Raw genomic sequence first — 13,260 nt, 5'->3', positions numbered from 1 at the left:
AAAAAATTAGCAAAATGGGAATTAACCATTTTGCTTTTTTTATTGTAATATTGCATCTAATAAATAGTCATCTAACACCCTTGTATTATTAACTACTTTAGCAGTATTTTGTATCGTATTTAATATATCTTTTTTAACAATACCTTCCCCACTTTTTAATCCTTTATTATCTAAGGCCATATCTCTTGATATAAAAGCAAGTTTTGTTGCAATTCCTACTTTAAGTGCACAAGAGACTTTCGCCCCATCACAGTACATTCCAGCTAAAGTTGCAAAAGTATTATTCATTGCTATAACAATTTGATTTGGATTCCCATTTTTTAACCACGTTAGTGCACCACTCAAAGCAGATGCAGCATTAACAACACCACAAAAAGCTGATAGAGGTGAAAAATATTGTTTTTGCCAAATCGCTAATAAATTTGAAAGCATTAAAGCTTTATATGTTTTTTCTTTTGAAAGATTATTTTGTTTAGAATAATTAATAATTGATATAGATAAAACTAATCCTTGATTACCTGAACCACTATTAATAATAACAGGTAAAGGACACCCCAACATTCTTGATTCACTTGCAAAAGCAGTTAATGCAACGCTTTTAGAATATTCTTCAAAATAATTTCCGATATTTAATTCTAAATCATTATCATTTCCCCACAATCCAATATCATAATTATACCTTATCTGATCATAGATACATGTTGGGATTTCATTTATTAATATATTATCAACAAAATCAAGAATTTCAAAGAAATCCATATTATATTGCTTTTTTTTATTAATTATTTTTGATTTAGAATCAAAAATTATCTGATTGTTTTTTTCAATTTTTATTATATTAGTATGCTCATCAGCTAATTCTACTTCAACTTTCTCTTCTTTACTAAACATTTCTAATTTAATGTATATTTCTTTATCCAAATTTGATTTATTAATTACAATATCTACATTTTCAACTAAATTAGTAATCTTATTTATATCTGAATCATCAAGACTGTCTAAAATATTTAACTTATTATCTGCATTATTAGAAATAATCCCTGCAGCAATAGCATACTTTATTCCTTTTTTTCCACCTGTTTTAGGAATAGAAACGCCATGTACATTTTTAATATAGTTCACACTGCAGGTTATAATAATCTTTTTAATATCACCTTGTATGTTATTACTAGCAACAGATGCAACATATGCAATGGATGAGGGCTCAGTACATCCTAAAGCTAATAATAATTCTTTGTTTAAAATATCCAAATATTTTTCTTTATTGTTTTTCATTTATTAATCTCTACAAATTGATAAAATTTTTAGAATAATCAATTTTTTGCTTTATTTCAGAATAATAAAATCTATAGTCTTCTTCTGTAGGATAAGAAGTTAAACAACCTAATTTTTTAACACAAAATCCCCCTGAGATATTACCATAAATTACACAATCAATTATATTTTTTTCATGGTATAACCCATAAATAAAACCACTTAGAAAAGCATCCCCTGCACCAGTTGAATCAATTTTATTTATATTACCTAGTGCAGGAACTACTATATCCTCTTTCTCATCACTAATGAAACATCCTTTATTATCTAATTTTATTATCACTTTTTTAAAATATTTATGTAAAACTTTTGATGCATCCTCTATATTATTAGTATTTGTTATTTTCAAAGCTTCACTTATACTAGGTGTAAAATAATCAGCAATTTCTAAATATTTTTTATAACTTTCAATACTTAAATGCTCAGTCCAACCGGTATCATAAACAAATATTGTTTCAGGATTTTCTTTTTTTAGTTGAACATAAACATCTTCATAACCTTCTTGCATTTGGACTATTTTAGCATCTTTACAAGTTTCATAAACTCTATCCTTCATTTTTTGAGTTATCTCAATATCATTTCTATAAGAAATAAAAGTCCGATCTTTTTCAGTTATTAATACAGATGTTACTGTTAAAGGCATTTCACTACCTTTATATATATTTTCATATTTCAAATTATATAATTGCAATTTTTCTTCAACTAATTTAGACAAAGTATCTTTACCTAACAATGTAATTAATTTTGTAGGAACTTTTAATCTAGATAGATTGATCATTGTGGCTGCAGCGCCACCTCCTAACTGAATATCAAAAGCTTTAGAAAAAATTTCAGTCCCTTCAATAGGAATATTTTTTACATCTCCATATAAAATGTCAACATTTATTATACCAGTACTTACGACATGTTTCATTACTATTTCCAACCTTCAATAAAGTCTTTATTAGATTCAATATAACTATCAACTAACTGTGTAGCTAAAGATATAGAATTAACTAATGGATGAGAAAATAAGCATTCTATTGCAATATCTCTATCCTTATTACGAATAGCTTTTGATGCTAGTCTTTCATAGGTTTTTACTTTTTTAATTAGCGCTAATATTGATTCATTAATATCACTAAATTTATGATTGATAACTTTATTATCTTTTATTGTACATGTAACTTCAATTATATCTGAATCAGCTAATTCTTCTATTGAGCCGTTATTTAAAACACACATTATCATTTCAACTTCTTTATTTTTTTCTATAGCTTCAATGTAATTTAGTGCAACTCCAGCATAACCACCTAAATCTGGTGAATAGATATCAAATTCGAAAGCTTTTTTTAGTTGAGTTGAACCTGTTTCATTTTTCATATACATAGATTCTCTTTTATTATAGCCTTCAATAAATATTTTTAAACATTTATCAAAATCTTTAGTGACATCATATTTTTTTAATTCTTCTATTAATTCAATATTTACTTTTTCTATTAATTGTCCACGTGTAAGTGAAGCACTTTTAATATTTTCTAATGCTTTTTCTCTATAAAAGAAATAATATAAGTATTCATTAATAATATAATTATAATGTTTTGCAATTTGTTTTGGAAAAAATCGCATTTCACTATCCTTATAAATTTGATCATTATTTATTATATCGTTAATCATTTCTTCATTATTTATTTTTATACTATTAAAAAATGATAAATGGTTTAAACCAAAACATTCGCCTTTTATATTAGATGATGGAATATCATAAATTTCAGCAATATCATGTAATAAACCACTAGGTGCATCACAGATTCCATAAGTAAAATCATATCCCATATCTCTAAGTGTTTGAGAAACAACCCCTGCAGGATTTGTAAAGTTAAACACTTTTACATTTTTATCAGAATACTGTTTTATTAATTCACAATAATAAGAAAGAACAGGAACAGATCGCATTGCAAATGAAAACCCTGCTGCACCTGTAGTTTCTTGACCTATTAAATCTAAATTTAAAGCAATTGTTTCATCATCAACTCTTTTTTTATCCTCACCAACTCTTATGGTAGTAATAATATATTTTGCATCCTTTACAGCTTCGATAGGATCTAAAGTTATTGAAAACTTAATATTAGAATCAATTCTATGAGCAACTTCTTTTGCCATCTTTCCAAATATGTTTAATTTCTCTTTATTATTATCCATAAAGACTATTTCATCTATATTTAAGCTATTAGCACGTTGTGAAATACTTTTTGCTAAGAACATTGAACGTACTCCACCTCCACCTAAAACTGCTATTTTCATCATTTTCTCCTAATTATAATTAAATGAGATTGCTAATAATGCATTTAGAGCATTTTCTAACAACTTTTCATCAAAAAGAACTTTTGAATTATGTAGCGGGAATTTAAAACCTTCAGTTTTTTTCCCAGCTGCTACTAATAATATTGCTGAAGGAATTATTGTCGAAATGTATGAAAAATCTTCTCCAAATAATATTTTTCCTTTTTCAAAATAATTATCAACATAATCAAATAATATTTTTTCTTCATTTAAAGAGTTATTTATTTGTTCAAGTAATTGTTTATCTGAATATACACTTCTACATCCTGATACAATATTCACTTCAGAACTAGCTCTAAACATACTTGCTGTTAATTTGGTTATTTCATTTATTCTCTTATAAACAAAATCTTTATTTTTATCATCAAAACTTCTAATCGAACCTTCAATTATAGCTTCATCAGCTATTATATTATTTTTGGTTCCAGAGGTCATTTTACCCACAGATATTGAAGTAGGATTCAACATTGAAACTTCTTTTGATCCTATATTCATTAAATTTAATATTAAATGAGAAGCTACAATTATAGGATCAACAGTATTTTCTAACATAGCACTATGTCCACCTTTTCCAATAATTTTTATTTTAAAAAAATCAGTAGATAAAGTGTTATAGCCTTCTCTTGGAATTAACAGAGTCCCGCTAGGTACTTCTATATTAGGAAAAACATGTAGCATAATGGCATTATTTATATTATTTACATAACCTTTCTCAACTATCTTCTTTGCACCTTCAATTGTTTCTTCTGCAGGTTGAAATATAAGTCTAACTTTATTTTTCAATAACTTTTCATTTTTTTTCAAAATTATTGCTAGCGAAATTAGAAGAGAAGTATGAAAATCATGACCACAAGCATGCATATTATTATTAGTTGAACAATATTCTAAATTGGTTTCTTCAATTATTGGTAGAGCATCCATATCAGCTCTAAGCATTAATGTCTTTGATCCTTTTCCAATATCGACTATTATTATATTAAATTCATCTACATTATATTCAATTTTATGTGTATCAAATTCATTTAAGATATAAGATACCGTTTTTTCTAAATTAAACCCTAATTCAGGAATCTTATGTAAATCTCTCCTAGTCTTAGTAAGATATTCGAGTTGATTTTGATTTATTTTTATACTATTCATATTTATCTACATCGTGTTTTTTCATGTATTAATGAACCTAATTCATTAATCAATAGAGGTTGTTTATAATATAATCCTTCAGCATATTCACATCCTGATAAATTACCTAAATATTTTGCATGTAAAACAAGACTATATTCTATCTCTTGTGATTCATAACATTTTAATGCTTCTATTTTTTGCTCAATCTCATTTTCAATATTAATTAATAAATCTGGAGTTTTTTTATTTGTACGTGGATCAAGTGATACATAAAATATCTGACTTGGATGCCAAGTATGGTTTTTTATATTCTTTTTTAATCCTGCTACAAAAGTTGTTCTATCAACTATTTTAGAAACTGCTTTATGATCTGGATGATAATCATCTGGATGTAGAGTAATAATAATCTTTGGTTGAGTTTCAACAAATATAGGAATTAATTTATTTACAGAATCTGTTGAAAATTCTACATTACTATCTTCAAAATCTAAGTTTTTAAAATAATCAATCTTCATTATTTTTTTTGCATTATTTAATTCTTGTACTCGAGTTTCTTTAGTAGCAAAACCACCAGCTTCACCTTTAGTTAAAATAACAATACCTGTTTTTAAGCCTTCTTTTTTAGCTTTTATTAATAGTCCAGAAACTGATTGTTCATCATCCGGATGAGCTCCAATAAATAAAATATCTATCATAATTAAACCTCTTTTAATTTTTAATTCCTGTATTTGCTATACCCTCAACAATGTTTTTTTGGAATATTACAAATATAATTAACATTGGGAAAACAGAAATAACTCCACCAGCCATTACTTGCTCATAATAAGTAGTGTGCTCCCCAATTAATAACCCCAATCCTGCAGAAAGAGTCATTTTCTCAATAGATCTATTAACAATTAATGGCCACATTAAAGCTTTCCATGTATTTAAAGCAGTTATAATTGATAGTGATACTAATCCTGGTTTTAATAATGGCAATAGTATTTGACTATAAATACGGAAATAAGAACAACCATCTATTGTTGCAGCTTCATCTAACGATTTTGGAATACTCATATAAAATTGTCTTAACATAAAAACACCAAATGCATTAAATAAAGAAGGCATTATTAAAGCTCTTAAAGTATCTGTGCTCTTTAACCAAATCATAATTTTATAATGTGGAATTAAAAATATTTGACTTGGAATCATTAATAAAGCTAATATCATTAAGAATAAAAAATCTTTAGCTGGAAAATTTAATCTTGCAAAAGCATAAGCTGCTAAAGAACTTATTATTAATTGTCCAATAATTACACAAACTATTACAACAATAGTATTAATATATAATGTAATAAAAGGAAATTTTTCCATTATTATCAAATAATTAATCCAATGAGCTTTTTCAGGTAAAATAATTGGAGGAACTGCAATAGCTTGTTCATAAGTTTTTATAGAAGTTAAAAACATCCAAATAAAAGGAACTACAGTTACAAGGACTCCAAGACCCAAAAATATATATATAATTATAAGTGATCTATTTTTATCTAATTTATTACTCATAATGTACCCACTTTTTTTGAAATTTTAGTTGTAAAACTGTGACAAGCATTATTATCACAAATAAAACCATTGAAATTGCAGCTGCAAAGCCTTTATCAAAAGCAATGAATGCACGATCATAAAAGTAATATACTAAAGACATACTATATCTAATACTTAGTGCTGTTGGTTGTATCATTAAAAATATAAAATCAAATATTTGAAAAATACCTATTGTAATCATCACTGTTGAAAAGAATAAAGTTGGTGTTAATAAAGGAATAGTAATTCTAAAAAAGATACTTATTGAGCTAGCACCATCAATTTTTGCAGCTTCATAATAGGTCTTTGAAATATTTTGTAAGCCTGCCATAATTATTATTGTATATATAGCAACCATACTCCAAACTAGAACTATTATTATAGAAAATTGAACTATTTTAGTATTTGATAACCAAGCTACTTTATTCAATCCAACTTTTACAAGCAAATAATTTATTATTCCAAATTCATAATTATATAACCATCTCCATAATAAGCCAATCGCAGCAGGCATAGTAACAGCAGGTAAAAATAATGCTGTTCTAAAAAAAGTTTTAAAACTATTAATTGAATTTATAAAAACTGCAGTTAAAGTAGAAAAAATAACTACTAAAGGTACTCCTACAATTACATATATTAGTGTATTTTTTAATGCTATTAAAAATTTTTCATCAGTTACTAATTTTTTATAATTATCTAAACCTATAAAATTTGGAATTCCAAAGGAAGATAAATCCGTAAAACTATAAGCAAAGTTTTGCAAAAAAGCAAAAAAATAAAAAAGTGACAAACCTATTAATAACGGTAGAATAAAAAGATATGCACTTTTTGCCTCTTTTTTCTCTTTACTTGTCATAAAACCACCTCAATTTCTAATAATTATTCCGGTAAAATCTACCGGAATAAATTATTATTAAATATTATTTATCAAGAATTTCTTGCATTTGATTATAAATAATATCACAACCTTCTTGTGCACTTAATTCTTGTGCATAGATTCTAGCTACATTATCATTAATAATTCCAAACCATGCATTAATATCTGGTCCTGCTGGGAATGGTACAGAATCGTTAGCTGCATCAAAAAATGCTTGTGCATCAATATTTACAAAATGGTCTTTATAATACTTTTGTGCTGTTTTATAAGCTGGAATATCTATTCCATCTTCACCTTGAATTTTATTGCCTTGTTCACTAGTAATGAAAGAAATTAAATCAAAACAACCTTCTGGATATTTTGTATTCTTAAATATAGCATAACCTAAACCACCTAATACTGATGTATTACCAGAATCTTGTTTTGGCATAGTTATTAAACCCAAATTTCCTTCTTTAGCAAGGGATGAATTTTCTAAAACTGAAGCTTTCCAAGAACCTATAAATACAATAGCTCCTCTTTTTGATAAGAATAAATCTGTGCCTTTTGTTTCTGATAATACTGTATAAGGTGCTAATAATTCATCATTAAATAGATCTACAACATTTTGATAAGATTCAACTGTATCTTTTGAAGCATAACCACTTTTTGTCCATGTTTCATTAATAATTGATCCACCAGTTTGATAAGCAAAATTAAAATGAGAAGGTTGTGCATCTAATTCCATTAAAATAGGATATTCACTTCCACCATTTTTAGCTATGTTATTTTTCAATTCTGTAGCTATATCTCTCATATCATCCCAACTCCAGCCTTCAGTTGGATAAGAAACACCATATTTATCAAAAATACCTTTATTGTATGCTACAACTACAGTATCCATACCCTTAGGTAATGCCCATAAATTATCTTTATAATTAAACATATTAAGTGTGGTTTCAACATAATTAGTTAAATCTACATCATTTTCTTTAACAAAATCATCCAATGGTAATAAAACATCGCCATCTACATACTTAGGTAAATAAACGTTCATCCAGAAAACATCAGCTGCTTGATTTGCCCCTGCTGCTGCATCTAATTTTGTCCAATATTGATTCCAAGGTGTTAACTCTAACACTGCTTCATATTCATCGCTTTGCATATTATAAGCATCTATAATTTTTTGAATTGTAGGTTTTTGATTTTCATCCCATATGCTTAATGTTAAAACTTTTTTTCCACTTTCTTCTTTTTGTCCATTCGCAATAACTGAACTCAATGACAAAACTGCTACTAGAAAAATAATTACTAATTTTTTGATTTTATTCATCAAAACACTCCTTTTTATTATTAATATTGTTTCTATGAAAAGGCTTTCATAAAACTCAATATTTATTTACAACCTTTGAAAACGCTTTCATGTTATTATTTCATTACAATTATATATTTGTCAAGCAATTTTTTTTATTTTATATATCTTCATTAATAAGACAAATTCAAACTTTTATGATATGATATTATTTAACTAAGACAAACAAGAGGATTAAATGGGAGCAAAAATAACAGATGTTGCAAAAAAAGCAGGAGTATCTATTTCAACTGTTTCTAGAGTTCTTAATGGACAAGCAAAAGTTAGTTATGATTTACAAAAAAAAGTATTATTAGCTGTAAAAGAATTAGACTATAGACCAAGCCAAGCAGCTAAGAGCTTAGCTAGTAGAAAATCTAATTTAATTGGTGTCATTGTTCCAGATTTAAGTTACGATTATTATTCTACAATGATTTCTGCTATAGAAGAAGAAGCTAGTAAAAAAGGTTATAATATAGTTGTATGTAGTATTCAAGAAGAATTATCAAAAGAAATAAAATATCTTCAACTTTTTAACAATATGTATATTTGTGGATTAATATTAATGCACGAAAAAACTAATGCTAAAATTCTATCTCAATTAAATCAATGTAACTATCCAATAATTCAAGCAAGCATTTTAATCCAAGGGTTTTCTTCCATAAATATTAATATAGATGATTATAAAGCATCATATGAAGCAATTAAATTCTTAATAAACAAAGGTCATAAAAAAATTGCAATGATTGGCAGTGTAAACAAAGATACTACAAGTGGATATTTTAGACACAAAGGTTATTGCGATGCATTAATAGATAATAATATTGAATGCTTAGATAGTTTTTTTAAAATTGGGGATTTTACATACGAATCAGGATATAATAAAACAAAAGAATTATTTTCTCTAAAAGATCGACCAACTGCTATTTTTGTAGCTAGCGACACAATGGCTGTAGGTGCTCTTAATGCCGCATTAGACAATGGCTTTTCAGTTCCTGAGGATATTTCCATAATTGGATTCGATAATATTTTTCTCTCTTCTATTGTAAGACCATCTCTAACAACAATATCTCAGCCTGCAAAACTGATTGGTAAATTATCTGTATTATCAATTATTGATAAAAAAGAGAACTATACTATTAATAAAAGAACTTACAAACTTGAAGATGGAAAAATTATAGTTCCTCATAAGATAATTGAAAGAAAATCTGTAAAAACAATAAATTAAAATAATAATCAATTTACTTTTATAAAAAAGCCTAATTTATAAACAGAAGATATCAATATAGTTAGGCTTAAATTTATTGTATGTTTTAAAGCTCTATGACCTGATATTTAATTTCTTAGCAACTTTTATAACAGTTGTTGGATCATCACTCATTATGGAATCAACGCCCATCTTAAATAATCTCTCCATCTCTTTCTCATCATTAATAGTCCATACCATTATTATAGCACCCCTATCATGCATCATTTTTATAAACCTTCTAGTAATTACTTTAATTATCCCTTGAGAAACTGGAACTTGGAATATTATTTTTCTATTCGCTAGTTTTTTAGGTAAAATACCTAGCTTTTGTTTAAATAACATTGGAACAACTTCTTTAGTTGTAACACTTGTTAATATATCAGGAGATTTTTCTCTAACAGCTTGTAAATTGCTTAAATGAAAAGAAGCACAACATACTCTATGTTCAGCTTTTAATCTCTTTACAAGTTTAATAAATTCATCAACTATTTTTAAATTATTAGTTTTTAAATCGATATTAAATCTTTGATTTGGGCATTTTACTAAAGCTTCTTCTAAAGTACATAGCTTTACGCCTTTTGCTCTAAATGGATAAGTTTTCCCACCATCTTTCGTGAAAGTGTAGCCAGCATCAAATTCTAATAACTCTTCTAAACTATGGTCTTCTATTCGACCAGTTCCATCAGTATTTCTATCTAAAGTCTCATCATGCCATATTACTACTACATTATCTTTAGATAAATGAACATCAGTTTCTATAACATCTATATTCATTTCAACTGCTGAAAGAAAAGCTTCAATTGTGTTCTCAGGAAAATGCTTACTATCTCCTCTATGAGCAACAACACGAGGTAATGGATTTAGAAAACCTTCATTTATCATAAAATTTTACTCCAATTATTTATTGTCTTATCTAATAATATAACAATCAATTATGAATTATTAAAGAGCAATAAACTTATCTAAATTATCATTCTCTAATCTTAATAATCTTCTATCACCTAATTTTTCAGCACCTAAAGAATTATAAAAGATTAAACCTTTATCATTATTATCTAAGCAAGTCCATTCTATTCTATTTAAATCTCTTTCTTTCGCAATTTTGGCTAATTGTTTAAATATTAATTTACCATAACCATTATTTCTATGTTCTTTATCAATATATAAGTCTTCTAGATATAAAGTAGGTCTACAATTAAAGGTTGAAAAAAGATATAAATACAAAGCTATTCCAATTTCTTTGCCATCTTTTAATAAAAAAAGAACGTGTGCACTCTTTTCATCAAACATCCATTTACTAAAAACTTCTTCTTCAATTTTTACTTCATCTACCATATCTACATGGATTGCCAACTTTTTTACAAAACTTATTACTAATTTAAGATCATCTTTAGTTGCAAATCTAAAGCTTATAATATCTTTTTCTATACTCATATTCCCTCATTTATTTATTTTTATATTTAACTATTTTATCAATTTTAAAATAAAACTTTTCTAATCTTTGTAATTCACTTTCATTTAAGAGAGCTCTTTCATATACATCCTTTAATAAGTCACTGATTGATTCTCTATCTACATTCCTTTTAAAGAAATTTATATCATCTAAGTAAGATATAGATTTATCAACACCTATTTTTATTCTATCTTTAGTTACAGGAGTGTTTTCAACTGGATAAGGTTTTAAATTGTTATATAAAGAATAGGTAATTATCTGTACTGCTTGTGATAAATTTAGTGATGGAAACTCATCACTAGTTGGTATAGTTACTATTTGAGAGCAAGCTCTAATTTCATTATCTACTAAGCCTCTATCTTCTCTTCCAAATACAATTGATACAATACCCTCACCTATTTTAGAAATCTTCTCACTTAATTGCTCTGGATTTAAACAATCAGCCTTTCTATTCTTCCCTCGTCTTCTTGTAGCACCAACACTGTAAACACTAGTAGAAAGAGCTTCTTCTAAAGAATTATAAAATCTTGCATTTTCAAAAATATCATAAGCATGAATTGATAGTTTTTTAACTTTATTTTTATCATATTCTCTAGTAGAAACAATTGCTAGTTTATTAATATTCATTGTCTTCATAGCTCTACAAACACTTCCTATGTTATAAGCATCTTGAGTATCAACTAATACTATTTGAATTCTATTAAGATTTTGTTTTTCTTTCATAATAAATTAATAACAGATATTGCACGATTTTCCTAGCTAGTTTATATTTGTTAATATGAAAGAAAAAACTAAGATAAAAGAATATATAAATATAGTAGATAATAATAAGTATCTAAAAACAATGAGTTTTGTAGTTATCTTTTTTATTACTGCCATTGTCCTAAAAGCTGCTAGCAGTGTATTAATTCCAATTGCTTTTGCATGCTTTGTAATGTTAATACTATATCCTCTATTAGAAAAAATGGATAAATTACATGTTCCACATTGGATAAGTAATACACTTGGACTATTAATATTCTTAGCTTTCTTAGTAGCTGTTGGAGTATTAGTCTTTATGGTAATTCAAAGACTAATTATTGGAATCCCTGCATATGGAAACAGATTAAATGAATTAGATTTATTATTAACAGAAAACGTTGGAGGTTTAATCAATTTAGCTCCAGGAGAGACTTTTTTATCTAATATAAATATAAATTGGATTAATGTTGCTTTAACTAGCCTTTCAAACATATCTTCTCAGTTTGCTGTAATAATGAAAAACATTTTACTTATATTTATCTTCTTATTCTTCCTTATCTTAGAAAGACACACTTTCACTCCAAAAATAATCGAAGCTTTTGATGATAAAAGATCTAAAATAATAGTTTCTATTTCTCAAAGAACAACTAGTCAAATTTCTAGTTATCTTTTCATTAAATTTACAATTAGTTTGATAACAGGTGTACTTTTTTATGCTACAGCAAAAGTAACTGGACTCGACTTTGCTATATTATGGGGTTTATTAGCTTTTGTTTTAAATTTTATACCAAGTATCGGTTCTTTAATTGCAACTATATTAACAATCATTATGGCATTAATACAGTTCACTCCTGATTGGATTAGTATAGTATATGTTGCAGTATTAACCATTTCAATTCAAACAATTTTGGGAAATATTATTGATCCTAGACTTCAAGGTATCCAATTAGGTTTATCTCCTTTTGTTTTATTAGTATCTTTATCTATTTGGGGTTATATTTGGGGAATCCCTGGAATGTTCTTAGCTGTACCATTAACTAGTATTCTTCAAGTTTTATGTGTAAACATTGAATCTCTTAGACCAATTGCAGTAATGCTTGGAAGTGGTAAAAGAATACAAAGGCAATATCAAAATAAACAAAATTTAGAAAAGAAAACTCGAAAAAAGACTAATAAAGGGAAAAACCTAAGTACTGATGATTTTGAAAGTATTCAAGCAAAGAATTCAAAAAACAGTACAGATTTCAATGATTTTATATTACCAGATTCTTTTGATTTAGATGATTAAT

Annotated in this window: 13 protein-coding genes; 2 read left to right on the top strand and 11 right to left on the bottom strand. The window is 26.6% G+C overall.

From position 1 onward, the window contains the following. Positions 1–39: 39 nt before the first annotated feature. From ACPKM0_RS03710 to ACPKM0_RS03675, 8 genes are all read right to left on the bottom strand, one after another. Entirely contained in the window at positions 40–1,275 is a 1,236-nt protein-coding gene (locus ACPKM0_RS03710; protein WP_472473462.1) for an L-cysteine desulfidase family protein, read from the bottom strand. Between the two features lie 10 nt (positions 1,276–1,285). Beyond that, positions 1,286–2,227 carry a carbohydrate kinase family protein gene (locus ACPKM0_RS03705; protein ID WP_472473461.1) on the bottom strand — a complete coding sequence of 314 codons (942 nt, stop codon included), beginning with the start codon at positions 2,225–2,227 and terminating at the stop codon, positions 1,286–1,288. 2 nt (positions 2,228–2,229) lie between these two features. Further along, positions 2,230–3,597, bottom strand: coding sequence for a family 4 glycosyl hydrolase (locus tag ACPKM0_RS03700; RefSeq protein ID WP_472473460.1), 1,368 nt, complete (start codon positions 3,595–3,597; stop codon positions 2,230–2,232). A gap of 9 nt (positions 3,598–3,606) precedes the next feature. After that, a complete protein-coding gene (locus ACPKM0_RS03695) occupies positions 3,607–4,776 on the bottom strand; it encodes a M20 metallopeptidase family protein (protein ID WP_472473459.1) in 1,170 nt (389 codons plus the stop codon). A 2-nt stretch (positions 4,777–4,778) separates the two neighbouring features. Then, positions 4,779–5,453: a PIG-L deacetylase family protein gene (locus ACPKM0_RS03690; protein ID WP_472473458.1), complete on the bottom strand. Its 675-nt coding sequence runs from the start codon at positions 5,451–5,453 to the stop codon at positions 4,779–4,781. A gap of 13 nt (positions 5,454–5,466) precedes the next feature. Continuing rightward, complete coding sequence (locus tag ACPKM0_RS03685; protein ID WP_472473457.1) at positions 5,467–6,300, bottom strand: carbohydrate ABC transporter permease; 834 nt, start codon at positions 6,298–6,300, stop codon at positions 5,467–5,469. Beyond that, the gene (locus ACPKM0_RS03680; protein ID WP_472473456.1) at positions 6,293–7,177 is read right to left on the bottom strand and encodes a carbohydrate ABC transporter permease; all 885 of its coding nucleotides are present in this window, start codon (positions 7,175–7,177) and stop codon (positions 6,293–6,295) included. The genes ACPKM0_RS03685 and ACPKM0_RS03680 overlap by 8 nt, the downstream gene beginning before the upstream one ends. Before the next feature lie 64 nt (positions 7,178–7,241). Continuing rightward, positions 7,242–8,510 carry an ABC transporter substrate-binding protein gene (locus ACPKM0_RS03675; RefSeq protein WP_472473455.1) on the bottom strand — a complete coding sequence of 423 codons (1,269 nt, stop codon included), beginning with the start codon at positions 8,508–8,510 and terminating at the stop codon, positions 7,242–7,244. Positions 8,511–8,727: 217 nt separating this feature from the next. On the opposite strand from ACPKM0_RS03675, the gene ACPKM0_RS03670 reads away from it, so the two are divergent. Then, on the top strand, positions 8,728–9,756 hold the full coding sequence (locus ACPKM0_RS03670; protein WP_472473454.1) for a LacI family DNA-binding transcriptional regulator: 1,029 nt from the start codon (positions 8,728–8,730) through the stop codon (positions 9,754–9,756). A 93-nt stretch (positions 9,757–9,849) separates the two neighbouring features. Here the strand turns inward: ACPKM0_RS03670 and ACPKM0_RS03665 are convergent, their stop codons facing one another. Genes ACPKM0_RS03665 through ACPKM0_RS03655 form a run of 3 tightly spaced genes read right to left on the bottom strand, consistent with a single transcriptional unit; the run spans position 9,850 to position 11,953 of the window. Continuing rightward, complete coding sequence (locus ACPKM0_RS03665; RefSeq protein WP_472473453.1) at positions 9,850–10,659, bottom strand: glycerophosphodiester phosphodiesterase; 810 nt, start codon at positions 10,657–10,659, stop codon at positions 9,850–9,852. Between the two features lie 60 nt (positions 10,660–10,719). Further along, a complete protein-coding gene (locus tag ACPKM0_RS03660) occupies positions 10,720–11,211 on the bottom strand; it encodes a GNAT family N-acetyltransferase (RefSeq protein WP_472473452.1) in 492 nt (163 codons plus the stop codon). Between the two features lie 10 nt (positions 11,212–11,221). Then, the gene (locus ACPKM0_RS03655) at positions 11,222–11,953 is read right to left on the bottom strand and encodes an RNA methyltransferase (protein ID WP_472473451.1); all 732 of its coding nucleotides are present in this window, start codon (positions 11,951–11,953) and stop codon (positions 11,222–11,224) included. Between the two features lie 55 nt (positions 11,954–12,008). Between ACPKM0_RS03655 and ACPKM0_RS03650 the strand changes: the two genes are divergently transcribed. Beyond that, on the top strand, positions 12,009–13,259 hold the full coding sequence (locus tag ACPKM0_RS03650) for an AI-2E family transporter (protein ID WP_472473450.1): 1,251 nt from the start codon (positions 12,009–12,011) through the stop codon (positions 13,257–13,259). Position 13,260: the final 1 nt, after the last annotated feature.

The organism is Pleomorphochaeta sp. (assembly GCF_050031695.1).
Classification (GTDB): domain Bacteria; phylum Spirochaetota; class Spirochaetia; order Sphaerochaetales; family Sphaerochaetaceae; genus Pleomorphochaeta.
The sequence above is the reverse complement of the archived record's forward strand: the minus strand, read 5'-3'. Positions and strand labels throughout refer to the sequence as shown.

Excerpts from the sequence above, each read along its gene's own strand:
- ACPKM0_RS03705 (WP_472473461.1), bottom strand. The coding sequence starts at position 2,227 with ATGAAACATGTCGTAAGTACTGGTATAATAAATGTTGACATTTTATAT.
- ACPKM0_RS03660 (WP_472473452.1), bottom strand. The coding sequence starts at position 11,211 with ATGAGTATAGAAAAAGATATTATAAGCTTTAGATTTGCAACTAAAGAT.
- ACPKM0_RS03680 (WP_472473456.1), bottom strand. The coding sequence starts at position 7,177 with ATGACAAGTAAAGAGAAAAAAGAGGCAAAAAGTGCATATCTTTTTATT.
- ACPKM0_RS03685 (WP_472473457.1), bottom strand. The coding sequence starts at position 6,300 with ATGAGTAATAAATTAGATAAAAATAGATCACTTATAATTATATATATA.
- ACPKM0_RS03710 (WP_472473462.1), bottom strand. The coding sequence starts at position 1,275 with ATGAAAAACAATAAAGAAAAATATTTGGATATTTTAAACAAAGAATTA.
- ACPKM0_RS03670 (WP_472473454.1), top strand. The coding sequence starts at position 8,728 with ATGGGAGCAAAAATAACAGATGTTGCAAAAAAAGCAGGAGTATCTATT.
- ACPKM0_RS03665 (WP_472473453.1), bottom strand. The coding sequence starts at position 10,659 with ATGATAAATGAAGGTTTTCTAAATCCATTACCTCGTGTTGTTGCTCAT.
- ACPKM0_RS03700 (WP_472473460.1), bottom strand. The coding sequence starts at position 3,597 with ATGAAAATAGCAGTTTTAGGTGGAGGTGGAGTACGTTCAATGTTCTTA.
- ACPKM0_RS03695 (WP_472473459.1), bottom strand. The coding sequence starts at position 4,776 with ATGAATAGTATAAAAATAAATCAAAATCAACTCGAATATCTTACTAAG.
- ACPKM0_RS03690 (WP_472473458.1), bottom strand. The coding sequence starts at position 5,453 with ATGATAGATATTTTATTTATTGGAGCTCATCCGGATGATGAACAATCA.
- ACPKM0_RS03675 (WP_472473455.1), bottom strand. The coding sequence starts at position 8,510 with ATGAATAAAATCAAAAAATTAGTAATTATTTTTCTAGTAGCAGTTTTG.
- ACPKM0_RS03655 (WP_472473451.1), bottom strand. The coding sequence starts at position 11,953 with ATGAAAGAAAAACAAAATCTTAATAGAATTCAAATAGTATTAGTTGAT.
- ACPKM0_RS03650 (WP_472473450.1), top strand. The coding sequence starts at position 12,009 with ATGAAAGAAAAAACTAAGATAAAAGAATATATAAATATAGTAGATAAT.